Annotated in this window: 25 protein-coding genes and 1 pseudogene; 8 read left to right on the top strand and 18 right to left on the bottom strand. The window is 67.3% G+C overall.

All coding sequences use genetic code 11. The features are described 5' to 3' along the window. Window positions 1–30: 30 nt before the first annotated feature. Entirely contained in the window at window positions 31–1035 is a 1005-nt protein-coding gene (locus AC5Y5B_RS14650; RefSeq protein WP_112632375.1) for a helix-turn-helix domain-containing protein, read from the bottom strand. Window positions 1036–1150: 115 nt separating this feature from the next. Here AC5Y5B_RS14650 and AC5Y5B_RS14645 point away from each other — a divergent pair, with 115 nt between their 5' ends. The 3 genes from AC5Y5B_RS14645 to AC5Y5B_RS14635 are packed head-to-tail and all read left to right on the top strand — an operon-like array spanning window position 1151 to window position 4086. Beyond that, on the top strand, window positions 1151–1471 hold the full coding sequence (locus AC5Y5B_RS14645) for a 2Fe-2S iron-sulfur cluster-binding protein (protein WP_005086615.1): 321 nt from the start codon (window positions 1151–1153) through the stop codon (window positions 1469–1471). Window positions 1472–1501: 30 nt separating this feature from the next. Continuing rightward, on the top strand, window positions 1502–2890 hold the full coding sequence (locus AC5Y5B_RS14640) for a cytochrome P450 (RefSeq protein WP_025239363.1): 1389 nt from the start codon (window positions 1502–1504) through the stop codon (window positions 2888–2890). Further along, window positions 2887–4086, top strand: coding sequence for an NAD(P)/FAD-dependent oxidoreductase (locus AC5Y5B_RS14635; protein WP_029644203.1), 1200 nt, complete (start codon window positions 2887–2889; stop codon window positions 4084–4086). The genes AC5Y5B_RS14640 and AC5Y5B_RS14635 overlap by 4 nt, the downstream gene beginning before the upstream one ends. A 16-nt stretch (window positions 4087–4102) precedes the next feature. Here the strand turns inward: AC5Y5B_RS14635 and AC5Y5B_RS14630 are convergent, their stop codons facing one another. The 4 genes from AC5Y5B_RS14630 to AC5Y5B_RS14615 form a co-directional block, all read right to left on the bottom strand. Beyond that, window positions 4103–4684, bottom strand: coding sequence for a TetR/AcrR family transcriptional regulator (locus AC5Y5B_RS14630; protein ID WP_500005721.1), 582 nt, complete (start codon window positions 4682–4684; stop codon window positions 4103–4105). 90 nt (window positions 4685–4774) lie between these two features. Further along, complete coding sequence (locus AC5Y5B_RS14625; protein WP_043410119.1) at window positions 4775–5686, bottom strand: alpha/beta fold hydrolase; 912 nt, start codon at window positions 5684–5686, stop codon at window positions 4775–4777. Next, window positions 5686–6123 (bottom strand): PaaI family thioesterase, encoded by a 438-nt coding sequence (locus tag AC5Y5B_RS14620; protein ID WP_043410120.1) that lies wholly within the window; start codon window positions 6121–6123, stop codon window positions 5686–5688. The genes AC5Y5B_RS14625 and AC5Y5B_RS14620 overlap by 1 nt, the downstream gene beginning before the upstream one ends. A 45-nt stretch (window positions 6124–6168) precedes the next feature. Continuing rightward, entirely contained in the window at window positions 6169–6822 is a 654-nt protein-coding gene (locus AC5Y5B_RS14615) for a TetR/AcrR family transcriptional regulator (protein ID WP_500005681.1), read from the bottom strand. 78 nt (window positions 6823–6900) lie between these two features. On the opposite strand from AC5Y5B_RS14615, the gene AC5Y5B_RS14610 reads away from it, so the two are divergent. From AC5Y5B_RS14610 to AC5Y5B_RS14590, 5 genes and pseudogenes are all read left to right on the top strand, one after another. Next, entirely contained in the window at window positions 6901–8394 is a 1494-nt protein-coding gene (locus tag AC5Y5B_RS14610) for an acetyl-CoA acetyltransferase (RefSeq protein ID WP_500005680.1), read from the top strand. Then, window positions 8391–9491: a zinc-dependent alcohol dehydrogenase gene (locus tag AC5Y5B_RS14605; RefSeq protein ID WP_500005679.1), complete on the top strand. Its 1101-nt coding sequence runs from the start codon at window positions 8391–8393 to the stop codon at window positions 9489–9491. Before AC5Y5B_RS14610 ends, AC5Y5B_RS14605 begins: the two co-directional genes overlap by 4 nt. 32 nt (window positions 9492–9523) lie before the next feature. Continuing rightward, window positions 9524–10102 (top strand): carboxymuconolactone decarboxylase family protein, encoded by a 579-nt coding sequence (locus tag AC5Y5B_RS14600; RefSeq protein ID WP_500005678.1) that lies wholly within the window; start codon window positions 9524–9526, stop codon window positions 10100–10102. A gap of 238 nt (window positions 10103–10340) precedes the next feature. Then, a complete protein-coding gene (locus tag AC5Y5B_RS14595) occupies window positions 10341–10493 on the top strand; it encodes a hypothetical protein (RefSeq protein WP_165821768.1) in 153 nt (50 codons plus the stop codon). Window positions 10494–10635: 142 nt separating this feature from the next. After that, window positions 10636–11322, top strand: a pseudogene (locus tag AC5Y5B_RS14590) (phosphoribosyltransferase); the annotation flags it as partial. Window positions 11323–11348: 26 nt separating this feature from the next. On the opposite strand, the gene AC5Y5B_RS14585 reads toward AC5Y5B_RS14590, so the two are convergent. The 13 genes from AC5Y5B_RS14585 to mraY form a co-directional block, all read right to left on the bottom strand. Beyond that, on the bottom strand, window positions 11349–11693 hold the full coding sequence (locus tag AC5Y5B_RS14585; RefSeq protein WP_112632367.1) for an SUR7/PalI family protein: 345 nt from the start codon (window positions 11691–11693) through the stop codon (window positions 11349–11351). A 91-nt stretch (window positions 11694–11784) separates the two neighbouring features. Further along, on the bottom strand, window positions 11785–12588 hold the full coding sequence (wag31, locus tag AC5Y5B_RS14580) for a DivIVA-like cell division protein Wag31 (RefSeq protein WP_112632366.1): 804 nt from the start codon (window positions 12586–12588) through the stop codon (window positions 11785–11787). Window positions 12589–12874: 286 nt separating this feature from the next. Continuing rightward, a complete protein-coding gene (locus tag AC5Y5B_RS14575) occupies window positions 12875–13165 on the bottom strand; it encodes a YggT family protein (protein WP_007770770.1) in 291 nt (96 codons plus the stop codon). A 167-nt stretch (window positions 13166–13332) separates the two neighbouring features. Continuing rightward, the gene (locus AC5Y5B_RS14570; protein ID WP_066873504.1) at window positions 13333–13980 is read right to left on the bottom strand and encodes a cell division protein SepF; all 648 of its coding nucleotides are present in this window, start codon (window positions 13978–13980) and stop codon (window positions 13333–13335) included. Between the two features lie 66 nt (window positions 13981–14046). Beyond that, entirely contained in the window at window positions 14047–14820 is a 774-nt protein-coding gene (locus AC5Y5B_RS14565) for a YggS family pyridoxal phosphate-dependent enzyme (RefSeq protein ID WP_112632365.1), read from the bottom strand. 5 nt (window positions 14821–14825) lie between these two features. After that, on the bottom strand, window positions 14826–15533 hold the full coding sequence (gene pgeF / locus AC5Y5B_RS14560; protein WP_112632364.1) for a peptidoglycan editing factor PgeF: 708 nt from the start codon (window positions 15531–15533) through the stop codon (window positions 14826–14828). A 79-nt stretch (window positions 15534–15612) separates the two neighbouring features. Next, on the bottom strand, window positions 15613–16770 hold the full coding sequence (ftsZ, locus tag AC5Y5B_RS14555; protein ID WP_007770764.1) for a cell division protein FtsZ: 1158 nt from the start codon (window positions 16768–16770) through the stop codon (window positions 15613–15615). Between the two features lie 273 nt (window positions 16771–17043). Continuing rightward, the gene (locus AC5Y5B_RS14550) at window positions 17044–18009 is read right to left on the bottom strand and encodes a cell division protein FtsQ/DivIB (protein WP_112632362.1); all 966 of its coding nucleotides are present in this window, start codon (window positions 18007–18009) and stop codon (window positions 17044–17046) included. Further along, window positions 18006–19472, bottom strand: a complete 1467-nt coding sequence (murC, locus tag AC5Y5B_RS14545) for a UDP-N-acetylmuramate--L-alanine ligase (RefSeq protein ID WP_500005675.1) — start codon at window positions 19470–19472, stop codon at window positions 18006–18008. Before murC ends, AC5Y5B_RS14550 begins: the two co-directional genes overlap by 4 nt. After that, entirely contained in the window at window positions 19469–20695 is a 1227-nt protein-coding gene (gene murG / locus AC5Y5B_RS14540; protein ID WP_500005674.1) for an undecaprenyldiphospho-muramoylpentapeptide beta-N-acetylglucosaminyltransferase, read from the bottom strand. The genes murC and murG overlap by 4 nt, the downstream gene beginning before the upstream one ends. Continuing rightward, entirely contained in the window at window positions 20692–22383 is a 1692-nt protein-coding gene (ftsW, locus tag AC5Y5B_RS14535) for a putative lipid II flippase FtsW (protein WP_289176414.1), read from the bottom strand. Before ftsW ends, murG begins: the two co-directional genes overlap by 4 nt. A 7-nt stretch (window positions 22384–22390) precedes the next feature. Continuing rightward, window positions 22391–23860 carry a UDP-N-acetylmuramoyl-L-alanine--D-glutamate ligase gene (gene murD / locus AC5Y5B_RS14530; protein ID WP_500005673.1) on the bottom strand — a complete coding sequence of 490 codons (1470 nt, stop codon included), beginning with the start codon at window positions 23858–23860 and terminating at the stop codon, window positions 22391–22393. After that, window positions 23860–24939, bottom strand: a complete 1080-nt coding sequence (mraY, locus tag AC5Y5B_RS14525; protein ID WP_112635750.1) for a phospho-N-acetylmuramoyl-pentapeptide-transferase — start codon at window positions 24937–24939, stop codon at window positions 23860–23862. The genes murD and mraY overlap by 1 nt, the downstream gene beginning before the upstream one ends. Window positions 24940–25041: the final 102 nt, after the last annotated feature.

Here is a 25041-nt window from a genome sequence, read left to right as displayed (position 1 = left end):
CGGCACGCGCCCGGGCGGAACCTTGCGCGCTCAGTCGCGCGTTTTTCTGAAGTGGCGCGGTGACCGACCGGTCCACCGTTTGAAGGCATGTGTGAAGTTCGTGAGGTCCGCGTACCCGAGTTCTGCCGCGATCTCGCTTACAGACACCGATCTGTCGAGAAGTCGCAGAATTGCTCGCTCCTGCAAGAACGACTGACGTAATTCTCGAAAGGTGGTCCCCTCTTCGCTGAGGCGCCGCTTCAACGTGCTCGGGGATATCGAGAGCTCGCCCGCCGTCCGGCTGATGTTCGTTTTTCCGGGATCTTTCTCGAGCAGGTCCCTTACTTTTTCGGAGACCGACGTGTCACGTCGTTGATCGAGAGTTCGCTGCAAATCGGTGACGGCAATCCGGTACGCCACAGGATCGGAGAATCGACAGACCTCCTCGAGCGAAGCCGCGGGAACGTGGACGAACGAGCTGGGGGCGTCGAAGAAGATCCGACCCGCCAACACTTCGTCATGAAGAACCCACGACTCCGGTGCTGAATGACTCAGATGCAGTTCAATATTCGGTACGGCACCCGCGAGCATGTCGAGCAGACGCAACAGCGCCAGCCCACCGTAGGTGACGGCCAGGCAGTTCAGGCCCGCGTCACCGGTGCGACCGGTGAGCCCGATCGTGAGGCCGCGTTCCGTCGAATGGAACGTCGGGCTGAGGGCTGTGGTGATCACCGGCAGATAAGCAAGCAACTCGACAACCTCGGCTACCGAGCCCGCGCTGACCAAGGGAACACTGAGTGCCCCAAAGGACGTCAGTTTGGCGTGTTCAGCGAACGCGAAACCCAGACGGGTTCCCTGATCACAATCGAAATCGGAATATATCTCCTTGAACCACCGTAAGGGGACCTGCGCGTCGCGGCCCACCAACATCGACTCGGTGACGTGCTCGCGAACCATGATGCTGCGCAGCGCAATGCTGGCGTCATGCCCCAGCGCCTCACTGTCCAGCATCTGCAGGAAAGCCAGCGCTGGCATACCCGAGTCGTCGAGTTTCACGTGCCTCCCTGCGCGTGAGCTAAAAACACAACTCTTTGACTCCTGCGAGCCTAGCGACGCTGGTCACGCGCGACAACACTAAAAAGATGAAGTTCCAGATTGAGGAGAGTTAGTCATGGCAGTCGTCACCTTCGTCTCTCATGACGGCGAGAAGTACGAAGCCCCCTTGGCCGAAGGGCAGTCCTTGATGCAGATTGCGGTCAACAACGCGGTGCCCGGCATCGACGGCGATTGTGGAGGGGAAGCCGCATGCGGAACGTGCCACGTGATCGTCGCTCCCGAGTGGTCGGACACGGTGGGACTCTGCGGCGCCAACGAAGAGGAGATGCTCGCGATGAACCCCGAGCGTCAGCGGACGTCGAGGCTGTCCTGCCAGATGGCCGCCTCCGAGGCATGGGATGGCTTGACGGTCGAGCTACCTGAGTTCCAGCTCTGAAACAACGCCATGGATTTGGAGGAAACAATAATGAGTATTCCCGCGGCAGTGGCCGCCAAAGCCCAGTCTGCCGTGCCTCTGGAGCTGCAAATCCGCGGCGCACACCTCTACGACAAGACACGCCGGTGGGTAACCGGAACCAATGGTAAGAAGATCTTCACCGAGACGCCCATTCCTCCGGTCGAGGACATCGATATCGCCGACATCGATCTCAGCAACCCGTTCCTCTACCGCCAAGGCCGCTGGAAGTCCTACTTCGAACGCGTGCGCAACGAGGCGCCGGTGCACTACCAGGCTCACAGTCCGTTCGGCCCATTCTGGTCGGTGACCCGCCACGCGGACATCATCGCCGTCGACAAGAACCACGAGGCTTTCTCCGCAGAGCCGTTCATCATCATCGGGAGACCGCCTCGCTTTATGGACATCGCCATGTTCATCGCGATGGATCCGCCACAACACGACTTGCAGCGCGCTTCCGTCCAAGGGGTTGTCGCGCCGAAGAACCTGCGCGAGATGGAGGGGCTGATCCGCTCGCGTGTCCAGGAAGTGCTGGACGATCTACCGGTGGATCAGCCGTTCAATTGGGTGCACCACGTCTCCATCGAACTGACAGCGCGCATGCTCGCGACCCTGCTGGACTTCCCGTACGAACAGCGGCACAAGCTCGTGGAATGGTCGGACCTCGCCACCTCCATGGAGCAAGCCAATGGTGGTCCTTCCGACAACGACAGAGTGTTTCGTGGCATGGTCGACATGGCGAAGGGGCTCAGCGCTCTCTGGCATGACAAGGCGGCCCGTACCGCCAACGGGGAGCGACCGGGCTTCGATCTGATCACGATGCTGCAGGCCAACGAGGACACTAAGGATCTCATCGACCGCCCGATGGAATTCCTCGGCAATTTGGTACTGCTGATCGTCGGGGGAAACGACACGACTCGCAACTCGATGAGCGGAGGGGTTCTCGCCTTGAACCAGTTCCCCGATCAGTTCGAGAAGTTGAAGGCGAACCCTGACCTGATTCCCAACATGGTATCCGAGATCATTCGCTGGCAGACCCCGTTGGCGTACATGCGCCGAGTCGCGAAAAAAGACATCATGTTGAACGGGCAATTCATCCGCAAGGGCGACAAGGTCGTGATGTGGTACGCCTCTGGTAACCGCGATGAGCGTGTCTTCGAGCGGGCCGATGAGTTGATCATCGATAGGAGCAACGCCCGCAATCACATCTCGTTCGGGTTCGGCGTGCACAGGTGCATGGGAAACCGACTTGCTGAGTTGCAGCTTCGAATCCTGTGGGAGGAATTGCTCCCTCGCTTTGAGAACATCGAGGTGGTCGGCGAACCCGAGTATGTGCAATCGAATTTCGTCAGGGGTATCAGCAAGCTGATGGTTCGCCTCACTCCCAGGCCAAGTGCGTGACTCCCGAACGAGCGGTGATCGTCGGCGCGAGCCACGCCGGCGCGCAGTTGGCAGCTAATCTTCGAAGGGAGGGGTGGTCTGGGGAGGTCGTGCTCATCGGCGACGAGGGGGGACTGCCCTACCACCGGCCTCCGTTGTCGAAGGGATACCTGGCCGGCAAGAACGGCCTCGACGACCTCCTGATTCGCGGCGCTGATTTCTACGAAAAGCAGCACATTCGACTCTTGAATGCGACCGTGGAGGCGATCCACCGGAGTGCCAAGCGTGTGTCTCTGAGCACCGGCGACACGCTGACGTACACCAAGCTCGCGTTGTGCACCGGTGCAAGGGCCAGACGACTCCCCACACCAGGGGTGGATCTTCCCGGAATTCACTACCTGCGTACCGCTGCAGACGTCGAGTTGATCCGTGCCGCCGCTACACCGGGTCGGAGGGTTGTGATCGTGGGCGGCGGTTACATCGGGTTGGAAACGGCGGCCTCGCTGTGTTCGCTCGGCATGAACGTCACCGTCCTCGAGGCAACCGAGCGTGTACTCGAACGGGTCACCGCGCCGGAGGTTTCCGCGTTTTACACCCGAATCCACAACGGCGAGGGAGTGGAGATCCGAACACACGCTCTCGTCGAAGCCTTCTTCGGTAACGGTGGGGTGCAGGAGGTGGTGCTGGCTGACGGCGAACCGATCCCCGCCGACTTGGTCATCGTCGGCGTCGGTGTGGTGCCGAACACCGAGCTCGCCTCGGCCGCAGGATTATCCGTCGACAACGGCATCGTGATCGACGACCAGGCCCGCACCAGCGACCCCGACATCGTGGCCGCCGGCGACTGCACCAGCCACACCATGGCTCGATACGGCTCGCGTATTCGTTTGGAATCCGTATCGAGCGCCGGCGAGCAGGCCAAGATCGCTGCGGCGACAATCTGCGGAAAACACAGCGCAATCGCTGCGCTTCCGTGGTTCTGGTCCGACCAGTACGATCTCAAACTCCAGATTGCAGGTCTCAACGCCGGGTACGACGAAGTGTTGCTCAGTGGTGACCCGTCGCGTGAGCGTGACTTCAGCTGCTTCTACTTCCGCGAGGGCGAACTCATCGCCGCCGACTGCGTCAATCGTCCTCGCGATTTCATGTCCAGTAAGCGGGCCATCAGCCAGCAGCTCCGAGTTGACCGCTCAGAGCTCCTCGCCGGCTCGATCTGACACGAGAGCTTGCTGGTTACAAACTGTGGACAACTCCCAGGTACCTGAGTGCTACGCGGGAGATCCGCTCACCGGTGGTGGCGATGTCCGCGGCTGGGAGTACAACATGACTCACTGTCAGTCGCACCAGAACATCTGCGACCTCCTCAACGTCTTCGGGATCGAGATCGTCGAAGTGGTCGTTAAACCACGTGATCAGAGCCGCGGAGCAGAGCTGAAGCAGGGAAGCCGACGTCGGCAGAAGAGGTAGGACTCCAGTAGACGACGAGCCACCGCGATCATTCCCCGAAGGGTTGGACGTCAGAACTGCCTTGAGGAGCGGGCTGTCTTCTGCTTCACAGAGGGTGAATTGCACCGCTGCGGTGATGCCGCCCCGCACGTCGCCCACGTGTTCGGCAAGGACGGCAAGAATGCCGTCCATAAAGCGCTGGCCCTCCGACACCACAAGCGCGTCGCCGAGCCCCTGTTTGTCGCCGAACTCTTTGTACAACGTCGGGCGGGAGACGCCGACCGATTCGGCAACCTCGCTCATCCGGACCTGATCCCAGCCCTTCTCGATGGCGAGTTCTCGTGTCGCCCTCAAAACCTTTTCGCGCACATGCCGGCGGAAAGACACCCGCGCTGGTTCAGTTGGCATAGGAGCAGGATAGGCGCCAGCCCTACATGGGCAGTCAACCGACAGCAGGGTTCATATGGTCCTGTCGAGGAATTCGACGACCGCCGTCGAGAATGCGTCGTTGTTGTCGCCGGCAATCATGTGTCCCGCGCCCGATACGTCAACGGTTTGCGCGTGCGGAACGACGGTCAGGAAATGCTTTACTGTCTCTTCGGAGACCATGTCAGATAGTAGGCCCCGGACCAGCAGCGTTGGCGCGGACACCTGCCGGGCACCATCAAGAAGGAACGCGCTCATCATGTCGAAGTCTTTAGCGCCTTCGTCTGGATCACCCTGCAGGAACTGGAAATTCGACGTCACGAAAGCTGGATCCCATCGCCAGGCCCAGCGACCGTCTTCGCGACGGGCGAGGACTTTTCGGAGGCCGTCGAGGTTTTCGGGGCGAGGGCGGTGCGGGTTGTAGGCGGCGATCACGTCAGCGGCCGACTCTAGGCTGTCGAAACCTTCGGGGTGCGCCGACATGAACGCTACGACTCTTCGGGCGCCTTCCATCTCCATTCGCGGAGTGACGTCAACCAGCACGACGGCCTGCCATAGGTCCGGCGGGGCGAGCAAGTGTGTTCCGAGAATGGTCAAGCCGCCCAGAGAGGCGCCGATCGCGGCGACGGGGCGGCCGGAATCGGCGTATGAGCGCACGGCCAATAGGTCGGATCCAAGCCGGTCCCCGTCATAGCGTCCGTCGGGGTCCCAGTCGCTGTCCCCGTGTCCCCTGGTGTCGTACGCGGCCACCGTGTAGCCCCGCTGGTGCAGGCGTTGGGCGGTGACGTCCCAGGCGTGTCGGCTTTGACCTCCGCCGTGAAGGAGCAACACGACCGCCCGCGGCGCATCACAGCGGTAGAGGTCGACCGCCAGCGTCAGCCCGTCCGCCGTGGGCACGCGCTCGACCACAGGAGCCGACGAATCGCCTGTTCTCTTTGCCGACATCAGGAGTTCGTCTTCGGTGCGACGACGGTGACGGTTCCCTGGGCCGCACACACCGCTCTGCCGTCGTTGCTGATGTCGATACGCGCCACCCCGCTGGTTCTGCCCAGCGCGATGATCTCGGCTGTGGCTACACAGGTGCCGCTGGAGACCGGACGAAGCAGATTCAGTTTGAACTCCGTTGTCGCGACCCAGGATCCCAGTGGAATCACGGGATAAAACACCACTCCGAGGCAGTGGTCGACCATGGCCGATAAGCAGCCCCCATGCAGGTTCCCGAAAGGCGTCTTCAGGTCGTCGCGTGCGTCCATCTCCGCGACGAGCCGTCCCGCAGTGAATTCGGTGTGACGGAAGCCGAGGTAACCGGCCAACCCGCCCGTGGTTTCTGCTGCGCTCTTTAGTTGCTCAGCGACCTGTTCGTTGAACGTGGTGAATTGCACAGGCCCTCCTACCTCATCTGCCGTCGAGACATTACGCCATAGATGTCACATCGGTCGAGCGTGGTCACCCGCCAGGATCGCGGGAAGGAGAAACCTCGACAGAAACGCCCGGAGTCCGTCACGACTGCGCTCCCGCGGCCCTCGAACAGTCAGCAGGCTCAATATCGTGCGGACAACCCACTCGGCGGCGTCGTCGACGGAGACGCCCGGTTCCACGCAACTCCAGTGTCGGGTGAAGATGGGACGCAGAAATTCGGTGACGATTTCGAAGAGGGACGTCGAGGTCCCCGCCGCGAGACCCACGCCGGCGAGTTCCTCGTCGCTGCCGAACAACAATCCGATGATCTCTTCGCGGCGCGCGGCCTCAACCGTGTATTCCACGAAATCGACGAGCGCGGAGCCCAGGTCGGCGTGCGCCGCGATCCGCGGGCTGATGCGGTCGAGATAGCGCTCGGCGGCGCGAATGATGACACCCGACATCACCGCCTCCCGACTGGGGAAGTAGCGATACACCGTTGCCCTGGACACACCCGCTGTTCTGCCGATGTCCTCCATGGTCGTGCCCACCACACCGCAACTCTCGAGGCACCGCTCGGCAGCATCGAGCAACCGGTCGCGAGCGGACCCACGATCTGTCGGCGCGGCGGCACCCCATCTCAACAACCTCGTCGCCACACAGCCAGTATGCCGCGAGCGCACACCATTGTGACTTGCCCACGCACATGACACCATCGCAGTTATGTCTCAAGTCAGCCCCGTGGCCCTGAGCGGGTGCCGATGCCGGTAGAAGCGCGTACCCTGGTTGTCGTCGGCGTGGGCGAAGTGACCCACCGCGGGGACGACTTCGTGGACCCGATCGACTTGGCGGTGCAGGCCGCACGCCGCGCGGTCAGAGACGCAGGTCGCGCGGTCGAGCGGCGCATCGACACCGTCGCGACTCCCGGCATCCTGGTCATCCCGCGCGACAATCCCGCCAGCAGGATCGCCGAAGCGATGCGCATCGGTCCCGCCCGCCGCATCAGCTGTCCCGTCGGCGGAAACACCCCGCAGTATCTCGTCGAAGTGTTGGGTGGCGAAATAGGCGAAGGCCGTGCCGATGTCGTCCTGGTCGTCGGGGCGGAGAGCGGGCATTCCGCACGCAAGCTTCGGGGCAGGGCACTTCTCGACTCGCCGCCCCCACCCCGCTCCGGCGATGAATCCCTGGGCGACGCCCGCCCCGGGCTGAGTCAAGCCGAATTGTCGGTGGGTCTGAGTTGGCCGCACGAGGTGTATCCCATCTTCGAGTCCGCAATCGCCGCGCGGCACGGCCGCGACTTCGATGCTCAACGGGAGTGGCTGGGCACGCTGATGGCACCGTTCACAGCCGAGGCGGCACGCCATCCGGAACAGGCCTGGTTCCCACGCGCACGAAGTGCCACCGAACTCAGCGAAGTCACCGCGGAAAACCGCATGGTCTGCTTGCCCTATCCCAAGTTGCTCAACAGCATCATGTCCGTCGACATGGCTGCCGCCTTCATTCTCATGGCGGCCGAGGTGGCCGACGAATTGGGCGTCGCGCGCGATCGCTGGGTCTTTCCCTGGTCAGCAGCGACCTGCAACGACGTGTACTTCCCCGTGGAACGGCCGGACCTCAGCCGCTCATCGGGTATCGAGGTAGCAGCACGGAAGGCTCTCAATGCGGGCCGGTTGACCATCGACGACATCCGGTGGTTCGACCTCTACTCCTGCTTCCCGTCGGCAATTCAGATGGCCGCCGAGGCTCTCGACGTGGACCCCCTCGACGACAGAGGCCTCACAGTAACCGGAGGCCTGCCGTATCACGGCGGTCCCGGAAACAATTACGTCAGCCACTCGATCGTTGAGATGGTCCGACGGTGTAGACGCGACCCCACCGATGCCGGACTCGTCACCGGCCTCGGGTGGTATTCGACGAAGCATTCGGTCGGTCTGTGGTCGGCCACCCCGCCACCAACCGGGTGGCGCCTGCTCGACACGGCGGTCGAGCAAGCTCAGATCGATTCATCGAGGTTGGGTGTCGCAGGCGTCGACGAGGCGACCGGTTGCGCGACAGTGGACGGATACACCGTCGTCTACGACCGAGACGGCCAACCTCGATGGACTCCGATCATCGCGCACCTGTCCGACGGGCGAAGAGTCGTCGCACGCAGCGACGATCCGCAGATCGCCGAGGCGATGGGCGGGGAAATGTACGTCGGTAAAACGGTGTGCCTCCGAAACACCGGGTCGTTCACCGGATTCGAGCTTCCATGATCGCCGAGGCGATGGTGCTGACCGGACCACGGGATCTGCAGCGACGCCGGATGACCATCCCCGACGTCGGCAACCGGGGTGCGATCCTGCGAGTTGAAGCATGCGGTCTGTGCGGAACAGATCACGAACAATTCACCGGACACCTGCCTGCCGGCTTCTCATTCGTTCCAGGGCACGAAATCGTCGGCATCGTCGAACACGTCGGCGCTGCGGCCAGCCAACGCTGGGGTGTACAAGCCGGCCAGCGCGTGGCCGTTGAGGTGTTCCGGTCCTGCCGAGACTGCCCCGAGTACCGCCGCGGCGAATACCGGCGGTGCGCGGTGAACGGCATCGCCACCATGTTCGGGTTCGTCGACGTGGAGATCGGCGCGGGGCTATGGGGCGGATACGCCACCCATGTGGAGCTTCCGTGGGACGCGATGCTCCTCCCGATTGCCGAAGACATGGACCCCATTCTCGCCACGTTGTTCAACCCTCTCGGGGCCGGTATCCAATGGGGGGCGACTCTTCCCGACACCAAAGCGGGAAACGTCGTAGCGATCCTGGGACCCGGCATCCGCGGGATCTGCGCGGCGGTGGCGGCCAAAGAGGCGGGAGCCGCGTTCGTCGCGATGACCGGCGTCGGCCCACGCGACGATCAACGACTGGCCATAGCCAGATCATTCGGTGTCGACCTGCCCATCGATGTATCGCAGGACGATGCAGTGACCGCACTCCAGCGTGAAACAGGCGGACGGCTTGCCGACGTGGTCGTCGACGTCACCGCCAAAGCACCCTCCGCGTTCGCCGATGCCGTCGACCTTGCCAGACCGGGCGGCACAGTTGTGGTGGCCGGCACCCGCGGAGGAGGCGGCGCGCCCCGGTTTGAACCAGACTTGTTGGTATATAAAGAATTACACGTCGTAGGCGCACTCGGCGTGGAGTATCCCGCCTACCGGGCAGCCCTCGAGGTCCTCGCTGAAGGCCGCTGGCCGTTCGACCGCATCACCAGAGAATCAACCGGATTCGCTGGGCTCGCGCGGCTGCTCACTTCGCTTGCAGACGAAGATGCTCGAACCAGTGCGGCGCTGCACAACGTCTTCTTGCCCACGCCCTAACGGCATGCGAGGTTCAAGAGAGAGGACCGCCCGTGACCATGGCGGAACGCGTACCGATGCTCGACCGCGAGCAGGCCCAGCTGCGAGCTGCCGAATGCGGGTTGCCCGAAGAGTTGGCAGACCTGTCGGTATTCCGCGTGGCACTTCATCAGCCGCGTGTGGCAGTTGCGCTGTATGGGCTGCTGGACGCGTTACTCTTCCGCGGTTCCCTTGACGCGCGGCTACGCGAGCTGGTCATCATGCGCATCGGCTGGATCACCGGCTCCGAATACGAATGGACTCAACATTGGCGAATCGCCACACTGCTCGGCGTGCCTGAGCCTGATCTCCTGGCGGTGCGCGACTGGCAGAATTCCGAAAGCCTCGGGCCAGTCGAACGTGCGGTCCTCGCAGCGACCGATGATGTGGTACGCGACGGGGTCATCTCCGAGGAAAACTGGGCTGGGTGCCAGAAGGCATTCAATAGCGATCACGCGGTTTTGGTCGAACTTGTCGGAGCAATCGCCAATTGGCGGCTCTTTTCGATCCTGCTTCGATCTCTGAATATTCCGCTTGAGTCCGGTACCGACGGCTGGCCGCCCGATGGGCGAGCTCCTCAGCGTCGCGATTGAGCGAAAAACGTGGACCGGTGCTTGACCGAAGCGGTCAGCGCCCCAATCTCCAGACCACGACCCGTGTCGTAGACGGACAAGTCCCCCCTCGGACACCCGACTGCGGCGAGAGAAATGCGCTTGCGTGCATTTCCGAGCCGATGGAGGGTGTTGAGCGGCGAAGCCACGATCACACCCGACTGAGAGCGGCGAAGCCGCGATCACACCCTCATAACTCACTGCCGCAGATGCCGCTTCGGTGGCGGGGACGCCCCTGGCGATCGTCGCCGACAGCCATCCGATGGCCCACCCGCCGCACACCAGCAGAAACGTGTGCCGGGAGGTGGCGTCGCCCGCCGTGGCAACCACCGCCAAAATGACCGCCCAGACGATCGCGCAGGCGATGCTGTAGGCCGTGTAGGTGCCGTAGCGCCGTCTCATCTCGCAGATCCTTTCGGTGGTGCCTGCCCCGGCCGCCCACCCGAACTCTGCCACCGCGCGCGGGCCACCGCACGTAGCCTGGAGACAGGCCCAGCAGCCGGGAGTGTGAACGCATGAACCGATCGAGTGGCTTTATCCGGCGGACATCCCCGAAGACGTTCGTCGACCGGCGCGAGGCCGGACGCGCGCTGGGGCAGGAGCTGGCGGCCTACCGCGGCCGGAGTGATGTGCTGGTCTTCGGGTTGGCCCGCGGCGGCGTGCCGGTGGCGTGGGAGATCGCCGCGGCCCTCGGGGCTCCGCTCGACGTCTTCCTGGTCCGCAAGCTCGGGGTGCCGCAGTGGTCAGAGCTGGCGATGGGCGCCTTGGCCAGCGGTGGCGGCGTGGTGATGAACGACGACGTGGTGCGCGGCCTGCACATCACCGACGAGCAGGTGCGCGAGGTGATCGACAGCGAGGCGGCCGAACTGCTGCGGCGCGAACACGCCTACCGGGGTGGTCGCCCGATGGCCGACCTGCGCGGCAGGATCGTCGTCCTGGTCGACGACGGAATCGCAACGGGCGCAAGCATGCTCGCCGCCGTGCGCGCCATCCGGGCCGCAGGCCCGAAGTCGATCGTGGTCGCCGTCCCGGTGGGACCGGCGTCGACCTGCGGCGAACTCGCGCGGGAGGCCGACGACGTGGTGTGCTTGACGATGCCGCCCGGCTTCGAAGCGGTCGGCCAGGTCTACGACGACTTCCACCAGATCAGCGACGACGAGGTGCGCGAGCTGCTGGGCACGCCGACCGGCGGAGCGCGGTAACGCGCAACCGCGGCCGGGACAGGAAGTTACTTGGCGGGCTCGTCGCCGTGGCCGTCGGACGGGACCCTGGACTCTTCGGTCTGCGCGGCCTGCGCGGGCTCCCCCGTCGCCGCCGGTTCGCCCTCGCCCGGGGCCTCCTCGGGGTAGTCGACGTAGCCTTCGTCGTCGACCGGGGCCTCGTCGGCGTCCTGGGCTTCGCCGCCGCCCAACTCACCCCGCTGGCGTTCCCGCAGCGCGTCGAGGATCAACAACACCACGCCCACCACGCTGGCGGCGATGCAGACCCAGGCCACCAGCTCGTTGCTCGTGACGACCGCGAACACCAACGCGACGAGCCCGATCAGGGCCAGGACCAGCGCAATGATGAGCATCAGTCATCCTCCAAGCGACGAGCGGGACCGCGGTTTCATGACCTAGTGTGCCAACCCCGAAGCTCGGCGAGCGACCGGCACGCCCGAACGGCTAGTTGTTGCCCCGGTTGAACTGGTCGAAGCTGCCCGCGTCCGCGCTGGAGTCCACGGGTGCCGCGGATCCGCGCTGCCCGAGTTCCTCCAGCTGCGATTCCAGGTAGGTCTTGAGCCGGGTGCGGTATTCGCGCTCGAAGGTGCGCAGCTGCTCGAGGCGGCCTTCCAGGACGGTGCGCTGCTGGTTGATGGTGCCCATGATCTCGGAGTGCTTGCGCTCGGCGTCGGCCTGCAGGGCGTCGGCCTTCTCCTGAGCCTGCCGCAACTGGGTTTCCGAACGGGTCTGCGCGTCGGCGAGCATCGCGTCGGCGCGCTGCCGGGCCTCGGCGACGGTGGTCTCGGCGGTGCTGCGGGCCTCGCTGAGGATCTGGTCGGCATTGGCGCGGGCGTCGGCCAGCATCTTTTCCGACTCGGTCTTGGCGGTGGTGGTCAGGCGGTCGGCGGTGTCCTGCGCCAGCGTCAGCACCCGAGCGGCCTTCATGGCCTGTTCCTCGTTGTTGACCGCGGCGGCCGGGGCCGCGGCCGGCGCCGGCTTGGCCGGTTCCGGTTCGGGCTCGCGCACGGGAATCGCCTGGGTGGGGGCGGCGGCCGCGGCCGGGGTGGCCGAGCCACCGCCGGAGGCCAGCTCGTGGTCCAGCTCTTCGATGCGCTGGCGCAGATCGCTGTTCTCTTCGATGAGCCGCGTCAGCTCGGCTTCCACCAGATCGAGGAAGGCATCCACCTCGTCTTCGTTGTAGCCCCGCTTGCCGATCGGTGGCTTACTGAACGCCACATTGTGGACGTCGGCTGGTGTAAGCGGCATTGTTTCGTCCCCTCAAGTTCCCTGTCGAACGTTCTGGAAAGTGTAGAACGCAGTGGTAGCCGTAGTGCAACTGCCGTCCATCCTGTCACACCAGGCGCGACCGTTGCTGATTAGCCCAATAAATAAGAGCCAATTTCAAACATTGAGGGCAATAAAATCCGAAACCTTAGAAATTTTAAATGGCGGGTACCACACCGACGCTAAAACGTGTCCGAACCGTCTCCGGGGCGGAATGGATTGACCCCGACGGGCCGGAGGCGCGGCCTCGACCGAGGCGTCCCGTGGCCTAGGCGGCGGCGCCGAACGCCAGCTGCATGCCGATGAACGCGACGAGCAACAGCACCATGATCGACAGGTCGAAGCGGACCGCCCCGATGGTGAGTTGCGGGATCAGCCGGCGCAGCAACTTCACCGGCGGATCGGTGATCGACAGGATGATCTCGAGCACCACGACGGTGATGCCGGTGGGATGCCAGTCCCGGCTGAACGAGCGGATGAACTCGACGACGACCCGGGCGATGAGCAGCAGCCAGAAGATGAACAGCGCAAACCCGAGGATCTGAAAGAACAACACCAACTGAAGTGCCCCGACCTTACCGATGAGAAGCTAAGCGATGCCAAGCGCCGTGGATCAGCGCGGCGCCTGCCAGCGTACCGACTCCGAGTAAGAGTCCTTAGCTCACGTCGCCCCTGCGGTCCCTCGAGAAACCGAACGACCGCTGCGGATCGGGGCGGCGGATGCGCCTATTGGTAAGCGTAGAAACCGGTTTCGGCGATCCGGCGGCGCTCCTCCGGGGACACGTCCACGTCGGCGGGCGACAGCAGGAACACCTTGGTCGCGACCTTGTCGAACGAGCCGCGCAGGGCGAAGGCCAGGCCGGCCGCGAAGTCGACGAGCCGCTTGGCGTCGGCGTTGTCCATCGACACCAGGTCCATGATCACCGGGGTGCCGTCGCGGAAACGCTCGCCGATGGTGCGGGCCTCGCTGTAGTCCTTGGGCCGCAGCGTGGTGATCTTCGACAGCGGGTGGCCCTCTTCGAACATCATCGCCATCCGGCGCGGGTCCATCGCCAGCGCGCCGCGGGTGGAGTTGCGCAACCACGACCCGAAGCGCGGGCCGCCGCCCCGCTCGGCGCGGTCGAACTCGCGGGGGTGGACGGCGCCGTAGCGCGGTTCGTCTCCGTAGCCGCCGCGATAGCCGGCGGGCGGCGGGTAGTCGGCGGGCTCGCGGCGCGGATCGTCGTAGTCGTCTTGCTCGTAACGACCGTATCCGTCGTCAAATCGCGGGCGCGGGAAACCACGGGAGGGGGCGTGGTCGTCGTAATACTCGTCCTCGTAGTCGTCCATTGGGGCCATACCGAAATAGGCCTTGACTTTGTGCAGTGTGCTCATTGCGTTGACCCTTCTAGCCCCTGGGAGTACTGGTGTTAGTGATAAAGCTGTTACTGCAGTGACTACTTACGGTGACGGTAACCGCCGCGGGCCCATTAGCGCGGTACCGACACGCACACATGTCGAACCGTGTTTGACGGCGATTTCGAAGTCGTTCGACATGCCGGCGGACAGCCCGACGGCGTTGCGGTGGGACTCGAGAACCCGCCGATGCTCGGATCGGAGCCGGTCAAACGCCTCTTCGGGGTCCGAGTCCAGCGGCGGAATCCCCATCAGCCCGACCAGGTCCAGGTTCTTGGAATCCTCGACCCGGTCGCACACCTGATCGACGGCTCCCGGCCGGGAAATGTCGATGCCGCCGCGCGACTCGTCGCCGTCGAGGCTGACCTGGACGTAGATCCGCATCGGGTCGGTGCGACGGCCGTCGGAAAGCGCCGCGGCCACCCCCTTGTCGAGCGCGGTCACCAGGTGCGTGCTGTCGACCGAGTGCGCGGTGTGCGCCCAGCGCGCCACAGACCGGGCCTTGTTCCGCTGGATGTGACCCACCATGTGCCAACGCGGATTTCCCACGCCCGCCCGCGCGGGCGCCGCGAGCAGCCGGGTGACTTCGGCCACTTTCGCCGTCGCTTCCTGGTCCCGCGATTCGCCGACGGCGCGACAACCCAATCGCGACAAAGTCACCACATCGGTTGCTGGGAAGTATTTGGTAATGGGCAGAACTTCGATATCGCCGACATTGCGGCCCGCCGCTTCGGCCGCCGCGGCAAGGCGTGAGCGCACCGACGCCAATGCGTGAGTCAATTCCGATTCGCGGTCGCTTCCAGTGTCCGGGGCCGCCATCGCAGTCACTCCATCCAGACCAGTGAGGCCAGCCGCCCGGTCGGCGCGTCCCGGCGGTGACTGAACAACGCCGGGTCGTCCACCGTGCATCGCGGATCGATGTCGATGGCCGTTACGCCCAAATCCCTTAGCTGGCAAGCGATTCCGGCACGCAGATCCAGTCCGGGCGTGCCCGCCGCGGTGGTGGTGCGGCTACCCGGCAACGCCGCCTCGACCTCGTCGGCCATCGCCGCAGGCACTTCGTAGTTGCGGCCGCTGACCGCCGGGCCCAGCAGGGCCGATATGTCTTCGGGCCGCGCGCCGAGCCCCAGCATCGTCTCCACCGTGCGGGCCACCACCCCGCGCTGGGCGCCGACCCGGCCGGCGTGCACCGCCGCGGCCACACCGGCCCGCGCGTCGGCCATCAACACCGGCACGCAATCGGCGGTCACCACCGCCAGCGCCAGTCGTGCGGTGCGGGTCACCAACGCGTCGGTGTTGTCGACCGCGGTGTCGCGGGCCCCGTCGACCACCTCGACCCGGTCACCGTGGACCTGGTTCATCCACACAACGCGACTGCCGCGCAGGCCGATGGCGGCGGCCAGCCGGGCCCGGTTGTCGGCCACCGCCGCGGGGTCGTCCCCGACGTGGTCACCCAGGTTGAAGGTGTCGAAGGGCGGCTTCGAGACCCCACCGGCGCGGGTGGTGGTCACCCGCCGAATGCGAACGCTCACGTGACCAGTATCCGAAATTCCGTGTCGGCCAGGCGGCCCCGACCGTCGCGGCCGGGGGTCCAGGGTCACCGGCATGTTCTCAGCGGCGCATGAAGGGCGGCACGTCGACGTCGTCGTCATCGCCGCCGATATTCAGGGTCGAGCCGTTGGTGTGGACCGGCACGCTGACCGCGTCGACCGGTTCGAACAGCGTCGAGGTGAGCTTGCCCGCCTTCGCCGACTCGATCCGGTGCGCGCCGCCCTTTTCTTCCTTGTCGGCGCTGCCCCCGATGACGGGTTTGCGGCCGGCGCCGGCGGCGTCGAAGCCCGCGGCGATGACGGTGACGCGCACCTCGTCGCCCAGCGAGTCGTCGATCACGGTGCCGAAGATGATGTTGGCGTCCTGGTGGGCGGCGTCCTGCACCAGCGAGGCCGCCTCGTTGATCTCGAACAGACCGAGGTCGCTGCCACCGGCGATCGACATCAGCACGCCATGTGCGCCCTCCATCGAGGCTTCCAGCAGCGGCGAGTTGATGGCGATCTCGGCGGCCTTGAGCGAGCGGCCCTCGCCGCGCGCGGATCCGATACCCATCAGGGCCGTGCCCGCCCCGGACATGATGCCCTTGACGTCGGCGAAGTCCACGTTGATCAGGCCCGGCGTGGTGATCAGGTCGGTGATGCCCTGCACACCGTTGAGCAGCACCTCGTCGGCGCTGCGGAAGGCGTCCATCAGTGACACCGCGGCGTCGCCCATCTGCAGCAGCCGGTCGTTGGGGATCACGATCAGGGTGTCGCAGCTCTCGCGCAGCGCCGAGATGCCGCTCTCGGCCTGGTTGCCGCGCCGCTTGCCCTCGAACGAGAACGGCCGGGTGACCACGCCGACGGTCAACGCGCCCAGCTTGCGCGCGATGCTGGCGACGACGGGCGCGCCGCCGGTCCCGGTGCCACCGCCCTCGCCGGCGGTGACGAACACCATGTCGGCGCCGCGCAGCAGCTCCTCGATCTCGTCCTTGGCGTCCTCGGCGGCCTTGCGGCCGACCTCGGGGTCCGCCCCGGCTCCGAGGCCGCGCGTGGACTCGCGCCCGACGTCGAGTTTGACGTCGGCATCGCTCATCAACAGCGCCTGTGCGTCGGTGTTGATCGCGATGAACTCCACGCCTTTGAGGCCTTGTTCGATCATCCGGTTGACGGCGTTGACGCCGCCGCCACCGATACCCACGACCTTGATCACGGCCAGGTAGTTATGCGGGGGGGTCATCATTCGTCTTCCTCCCTGATGGGCTTGGCTCAGCTCTCCCGGCGGTGGGCTCCTCCGGACGTTCGCGTCCCTTCCCGGCAAACCCTCAACCTCAACCATAGAGTTAGAGTTATGTCAAGTAGTAACGCGCAACCAGAACGGTATGGGTACGGCGCGCCCTAACCCCGCAGGCGCGCCGACACGCGCTCCGCAAATTTTGGGCAATTTTGCAGCGCCGGGGCGGCGTGAGCGCTGCTCGACGGCGCATCGTGCCGCGCGACGTGACGAAGATCGCTACTTGACCGTCGGCAGGTCCGGGCTGGAGACGTCGTAGGTCTTGCCGGGCTGGGTCAACAGCGCGGCCAGCTTCTCGGCCTTCTCGTCGGTGCGGTCGGTGGTCCCCCAGATCACCACCCGGCCGTCGCCGAGCGTCAGCGTGATCGAGGCCACCGAGGGCGCCGCGATCCGGCCGACCTGGCCCTCGACCTCGGGCCGCAGCGCGGTCAGCACCTGCAGGGCGGCCTTGGTCGCCGGATCGTTCGGTCCCGGGTCGGCGACATCGAGGTACGGCAGCGCCGGGGGCGGCGGCCCCGTCGCGAAGTCCACGCCGTCGCGGTCGAAGAGATGGGGGCCGTCGGGAAAGTCCTTGACCGCCACCGGAACTCGCTCCACGATGGTGATCCGCAGCGCCGACGGATACTGGCGTTGCACCCGCGCGCTGGCCACCCGCCGGATCGCCGCCACCCGGTCGGCCACCTGGCTGGTGTTGATCTGCAACAGCGGGGTCCCTGGCCGCACTTTCGCCGCGTCCAGGACCTCCTCCCGGGTGACCACCCCGGTGCCCACGACGACGATGTTGCGCGCCGACATCGCCGGCGTGAAGTAGAGGATCAGGGCCAGCCCGATGCCCACGATGACCAGCAGGACGGTGGCCAGCAGCATCTTCAGGCCCCGAACGACGCCACGCGCCGGTTGTTTAGGGGGGTAGGGCTCGCTGCCCAGTCCGCTGGCCCGGCGCTTCGCCTCGCGGCGCGCCTCTTCGATGGCGGTGGCGCGGGCCTGTGCGGCGCGGCGTTCGGCCCGTTCCCGACGGGCGCGCCGGCGTGGTCCCTCGACCTCGGCCTGATCGGCCCCCTGATCGGGCTGGGGGCCGGCCGCGTCGGTGACGAGCGGCTCGGTGACCGCGTCGTCGCCGTCGGGCTGGGCTTCGGCCCGCTCGCCCGCCACGTCGGTCGGGACGGGGTCGTCGGGCTCGGTCATCGCAACGCCCCGGGCGCCCCGCGGTTGGCCCGCACCCGCAGCGCCGTCACGATCTCGGGCCCGAGCAGGGTCACGTCGCCGGCGCCCATGGTGACGATGACGTCACCGGGCGCGGCCACGGCGGCCACTTGTTCGGCGGCCGCGGAGAAGTGCGGCAGATAGCTCACCGGCACGGTGACGTGCTCGGCGACGCTGGCCCCGCTGACGCCGGCCAGGGGTTGTTCGCGAGCGCCATAGACGTCGAGAACGAAAACTTGGTCCGCGGCGTCCAGAGCTCGCCCGAACTCCTCGGCGAAAGCCTTTGTGCGCGAATACAAATGGGGCTGGAACACCGCGATGCTGCGGCCGTCACCGCTCTGCTCGAGCAGGGTGCGGACCGCCGCCAGCGTGGCGACGATCTCCGTGGGGTGGTGGGCGTAGTCGTCGAACACCCGGACCGACGCCGCGCTGCCCACCAGTTCGAACCGGCGGCGCACGCCCTCGAAGCCGGCCAGGCCGTCCAGCACGGCGTCGGCAGGCGCGCCGATCTCGAGCGCCGCCAGCAGCGCGCCCATCGCGTTGAGCGCCATGTGGCGGCCGGGCACCGACAACCGCATCACCCGCGGGTGCTGCTCCGGGTCCAGTTCGGGGGCCAGCCGGATCTGCGCGACGGCCTCGGTGCCCTGCTGTTGCCACGACAACAACGTGGCGGCGAGTTCGTCGCCGGAGCGCGGGGACCCGTACCGCAGCACCCGGATGCCCAGCTCGGCAGTGCGCCTGGCCAACGCCTCGGCCCCCGGGTCGTCGACGCACACCACCAGCGCCCCGCCCGGGGCCAGCCGCTCGACGAAGGCGTCGAACACGGCGACATAGGCGTCGGCGCTGCCGTAGAAGTCCAGGTGATCGGTCTCGATGTTGGTGACCACGGCGACGTTGGGGGTGTACTCGAGTAGCGAGCCGTCGCTTTCGTCGGCCTCGGCGACGAAGCAGTCGCCGCTGCCGTGGTGGGCGTTGGTGCCGGCCTCCCCCATCTCGCCGCCGACCGCGAAGGACGGGTCGCGTCCGCAGTGCTGCAGCGCCACGATCAGCATCGATGTCGTCGTCGTCTTGCCGTGGGTGCCGGTGACCATCAGCGTGGTGCGGCCGTCCATCAGCTTGGCCAGCACGGCCGGCCGCAGGATCACCGGGATGCCGCGCCGGCGGGCCTCGACGAGCTCGGGGTTGGTCTTCGGGATGGCGGCGTGGGTGGTGATGACCGCGGTGGCGCCGCCGGGCAACAGGTCCAGGGCGGAGGCGTCGTGGCCGATGTTGATCTGCGCGCCCCGGGCGCGCAGCGCGTGGATGCCGCGCGACTCCTTGGCGTCCGAGCCGGACACCAGGCCGCCGCGGTCGAGCAGGATGCGGGCGATGCCGGACATGCCGGCCCCCCCGATGCCGACCATGTGCACCCGCTGCAGCTCGGGGGGCAGCTGCGGGGCGTTCACCGGCTTCCCCCGGCCGGCCGGTCGCTCGGGCGGCCGAGCTGCGCCTTCCTGGCGATGTCCAGCGCCGCCTGGGCCACCCGGCGCGCCGCATCGGGATGCCCCACCAGCGCGGCGGCGGCGGTCATGGCCGCCAGCCGGGGCGGGTCGCCCATGAGCCCCGCCACCTCGCGGGCCACCAGCTCCGGCGTCAGGTCGGCGTCGGCGACGATCATGCCGCCGCCGGCGTTGACCACCGGCAGCGCGTTGAGCCGCTGCTCGCCGTTACCGATCGGCAGCGGCACGTAGATGGCCGGCAGGCCCACTGCCGACACCTCGGCGACCGTCATGGCCCCGGACCGGCAGATCACCAGGTCGGCGGCCGAATAGGCCAGATCCATCCGGTCGAGGTAGGGCACCGCAACGTAGGGCGGGTCGCCCGGCGCAGGGTCGCGCAACTCCAGCGTGTTCTTGGGGCCGTGCGCATGCAGGACGGCCACGCCGGCGGCGGCGAGCTCGGCGGCCGCGCCGGACACGGCCCGGTTCAGCGAGGCCGCGCCCTGCGAGCCGCCGAACACCAGCAGCACCCGCGCGTCGTCGGCGAAGCCGAAATACCTGCGCGCCTCGGCGCGCAACGCCGCGCGGTCCAGCGAGGTGATGGCCTCGCGCACCGGCACCCCGACCACCTCGGCGCGGGGCAGACCGCAATCGGCCACCGCGGAAAGCACCCGCACGGCGCTGCGGGCGCCCACCCGGTTGGCCAGTCCGGCGCTGGCGTTGGCCTCGTGGATCACCACCGGGACCCGGGGTTTGCGCGGCGAGACGCCGCGGGCGGCGAGGTAGGCCGGCAGCGCCACGTACCCGCCGAAGCCGATCACCACATCGGCGTCGACCGCCCGGAGCACGGCGCGGGTCTCGCGGACGGCCCGCCACACCCGCGAGGGCAGCCGGGCCAGGTCGCCGCTGGGTTTGCGCGGCAGCGGCACCGGCGTGATCAGCTCGAGGTCATAACCGCGCTCGGGCACCAGCCTGGTCTCCAGCCCGCGGGCGGTGCCCAGCGCGGTGATCCTGACCTGCGGATCCAGGGCGCTCAGCGCGTCGGCGACGGCCATCGCGGGTTCGACGTGACCGGCCGTTCCCCCGCCGGCCAGCACGACCGACAGGGGCCTAAAAGAGGGCAACGCGGCACCGGCGGGCAAGGGGTCTGCCCCCCGCCCGCCGGTCGGCTTGTTGACCGTGTCGTTCACCCGTAACGCTGACCTTCCAGTGCGCGTGCGCGTCGTGGCTGACGCTGGCCGGCCGCCTGGCTGACGCGGCGCTGGCCAGATCCATGATGCCTCGCCCGTGATCGAGCGCTGCCCCCAGTCTGGCGGGCGGGCCGGCCGGCCGTTCGCGGCAGCGCCGGCCGCTGCGGGGCGTCGGCTTTGCGGGAGGCCTTGCGGGCGGGCTTGCGCCCGGACGCCCCGCCGCCTTTGCGGGGCGCGTCGCCCGATTGCGAGCCGGCTTTCGGGCGCGCGCGCTTGCGGTCGCGAAACGCCTCCAAGCGCGTCGGCGAGTAGGGCTCGGGCAGCGGCAGCCGCAGGATCCGGTTCACCTTGTCGTCGCGGCCGGCCCGCAGGGCGGCCACCGCCTCCGGTTCGTGGCGCGCGGCGTTGGCCATGATGCCGATCATGAAAAGCGTTGCCGCGGTTGATGTTCCGCCGGCGGAAATGAGTGGCAGCTGGATGCCGGTGACCGGCAGGATGCCGATGACGTAGCCGATGTTGATGAACGCCTGGCCCAGCACCCACATGGTCGTGGTGGCGGTCAGCAGCCGCAGGAACGGGTCGGCCGAGCGGCGCGCGATCCGCATCCCGGTGTAGGCGAACAGCCCGAACAGCACCAACAGCGCGAAGGCGCCGATGAAGCCGAGCTCCTCGCCGATGATCGCGAAGATGAAGTCGTTGTGGGCGTTGGGCAGGTAGTTCCACTTGGCCACGCCCTGGCCCAGGCCGTCGCCGAAGATCCCGCCGTGCGCGAGCGCGAACTTCGCCTGGCGCGCCTGGTAGCCGGTGTCCTGCGGGTCGTTCTCCGGGTTGATCCAGGACCGCACCCGGTCCGACCGGTATCCGGCCGACATGGCCAGGATCGCGCCGGCCACGAAGACGGCCAGCAACGAGGTGACGAACACGCGCAACGGCAGGCCGGCGTACCACAGCAGGGCCAGCAGGATGATGCCCAGCGACACCGTCTGCCCGAGGTCGGGCTGGGCGACGATCAGCGCCAGCGCGATCACCGCCGCCGGCACCAGGGGAATCAGCAATTCGCGCAGGCTCGCCCGCTCCAGGCGGCGGGCGGCCAGCATGTGGGCGCCCCAGATGGCGAAGGCGATCTTGGCCAGCTCGGACGGCTGCATCGAGAAGCCGGCGACCACGAACCACTTGCGAGATCCGTTGGCCAGGTTGCCGATACCGGGAACCAGCACCAACACCAGCAGGATGACCGTGACGACGTAGCCGGTGAATGCGACCCGCCGGATGAACCGCACCGACATCCGCAGGGAGGCGTAGCAGGCGATGAGCCCGATCACGGTCCACAGCACCTGCTTGCCGAAGATCACCCAGGCCGATCCGTCGGCATCGTAGGACCGCACGCCCGAGGCCGAGAGCACCATGATCAGCCCGAGCGTCGTCAGGAGCCCGGCGACCGCGATGATCAGGTGAAACGACGTCATGGGCCGGCCCAGCCAGGCGCCGAACCGGCCGTGCGCACCGCCGTCCTTGGCCGGCTTGTCCTTCTTCTGCGGCTTGGCGGGCTTCGTGCCGACCTTCTGGTCGGCATCGGCCTGCGCGGCATCGGCTGCCGCGTCGACGTCCTCGGCCGGCCCGGGCTCGGCCGTGGCCGTCTCGGTGCTGTCTTTACCCCGGCGCAGCCGCCGGGTCAGCGCGTTACCCACGCCCGCCCTACCGGAGCGCCGCGCGCACGGCGGCCGCGAAGGCGTCGCCCCGGTCGGCGTAACCCGCGAATTGGTCGAACGATGCGCCCGCCGGAGCCAGCAGGACGGTGTCACCGGGCTTCGCTACGGTACGAGCCGCGGCCACCGCCGCGTTCATGACCGCCGTGCCCACATTGCCGCCGGATTGTTTCACTTCTGTCACATCTGCCCCAAAAACCACAGCAGTCGCATCCATACCAGCATCCTCGCCTGTCACAACCTGCAGGACGGGTACATCCGGCGCGTGTCGCGATAACGCCTCTGCAACCTCGTGCCGATCGCGGCCGATGAGCACGGCCGCGACCAGCCGCGACGCCATCCTGGCGACCTCGGCGTCCACCGACGCGCCCTTGAGCAGACCGCCGGCGATCCACACGACCCGGGGGTAGGCCAGCACGGACGCCTCGGCGGCGTGGGGGTTGGTGGCCTTGGAGTCGTCGACGTAGGTGATTCCGTCGGCAACGGCCACGACCTCGGCCCGGTGCCGGCCCACCCGGAACGAGGTGATCGCGGTCGCGATCGCCTCGGCCGGCACGTCGACGCTGCGCGCCAGCGCCGCGGCGGCCAGGGCGTCGAGCACCCCGACCGGCCCAGGCAAAGGGATGGCGTCGGCCGGCAGCAGCGCGAGGTCGTCGGCGAAGGCGCGGTCCACCAGGTGGCCGTCGCGCACGCCCAGCTCCCCCGCGGCCGGCTCGCCCAGCCGGAAGCCGACGCGCATCGGCGCCGCGGCGGTGTCCAGCAGCGCCGCCGCCCGGCTGTCGTCCAGCCCCACCACCGCGACCCGACCGTCGAGTACCCGCGCCTTCGCCGCGGCGTAGGCGGCCATGCTGCCGTGCCAGTCGAGGTGGTCCTCGGCGATGTTGAGCACCGCGCCGGCCTCGGGCTTCAGCGAAGGCGCCCAATGCAATTGGAAGCTGGACAGCTCGACGGCCAGCAGCTCGGCGGGTTCGTCGGTGTCGTCGGCCAAGACGTCGAGCACCGGGTCGCCGATGTTGCCGCACAGCAGGGCGCGCCGGCCGCCCGCGGTCAGCATGGCGTGCAGCATCGACGTGGTCGTCGTCTTGCCGTTGGTGCCGGTCACCACCAGCCAGCGCCGCGGCGGCCCGTACCGGCCCGCGGCGTCGAGCCGCCAGGCCAGCTCCACGTCGCCCCAGATCGGCACCCCGGCCGTCGCGGCCGCCATCAGCAGCGGCGTCGTCGGCGCAAAGCCGGGACTGGTGACCACCAGCGCGAACCGGGAGATCTGCTCGGCGGCGGTCGCGGTGGACGCGGTCGCCACCCCGGCATCGGCGTGTCCGCGCAGCGTGGCCGGATCGTCGTCGCACAGCGTGGGCACCGCGCCGAACCTCCGCAGCGCCGCCAGCGCGGCCCTGCCCGTCACCCCGCCGCCGGCCACCAGCACCGGCGCGCCGGGCGCCAGGGGGTCAAGGCCGCTCATCAGGCACCTGTCGCGCCCAGCCACTCACCGTAGAACAGGGCCACGCCCAGGCCGCAGGCGATCGCGGTGAGCAGCCAGAAGCGGATGATGACCGTGGTCTCGGCCCAGCCGGCCAGTTCGAAATGGTGGTGAAAGGGCGCCATCCGGAACACCCGGCGCCCGGTGGTCCGAAACGTCAAGATCTGCAACACCACCGAGCTGACCTCGGCGACGAACAGCGAACCCAGCACGACGGCGAGGATCTCGGTGCGGCTGGTGATCGAGAGGCCCGCGATGATGCCGCCCAAGGCCAGCGATCCGGTGTCGCCCATGAAGATCTTGGCGGGCGCGGCGTTCCACCACAGAAACCCGATGCAGGCGCCCGCGGTGGCGGCCGCGACGAACGCCAGGTCCAGCGGGTCGCGCACGTTGTAGCAGCCCAGACCCGGCGAGCTGACGCAGGCGCTGTGCGCCTGCCAGAACGTGATCAGGACGTAGGCGGCGGACACCATCGCCATGCTGCCGGCGGCCAGCCCGTCCAGGCCGTCGGTGAAGTTGACCGCGTTGGACCAGGCGCTGACGACGACGACGCAGAACAGCACGAACAGCCCGGGCGCCAGGGTGACGGTCGCGATCTCACGCACGTAGGACAGGTCGGCGCTGGCCGGGGTCAGCCCGTTGGCGTTGTGGAACCGCAACACCAGCACGCCGAACAGCACCGCGGCGGCGACCTGCCCGATCGTCTTGGCCGTCTTGTTCAGGCCGAGGTTGCGAGACCTGCGGATCTTGATCAGGTCGTCGAGGAATCCCACGATGCCGAGCGCGGTGGCCAGACCCAGCACCAGCAGACCCGACACGCTGACGCCTTCGCCGTCGAAGGCCATCCCGGCCAGGTGGGTGCCCAGATACCCCGCCCAGATGCCGGCCAGGATCGCCACGCCGCCCATGGACGGCGTGCCCCGTTTGGCGTGGTGCGTCGGCGGGCCGTCCTCGCGGGTGTGGTGGCCGAATCCCTGCCGGGTGAACAACTGGATCAGCGCCGGGGTCAACAGGATCGACACGGTCAGCGCGACGGCGACCGCGATGAGGATCTGCCTCATGCGCGCGTCCCAGGGTCGTCTGAGCCGGCTGGGCTTTCTGATGGTGACGACCCGCTTCGCCCGGCTTCGCCGCCCTCGCGATCGTCAGCGCTCGATGGTGAC

Source organism: Mycobacterium sp. NGS33 (genome assembly GCF_059812885.1).
The sequence above is the reverse complement of the archived record's forward strand: the minus strand, read 5'-3'. Positions and strand labels throughout refer to the sequence as shown.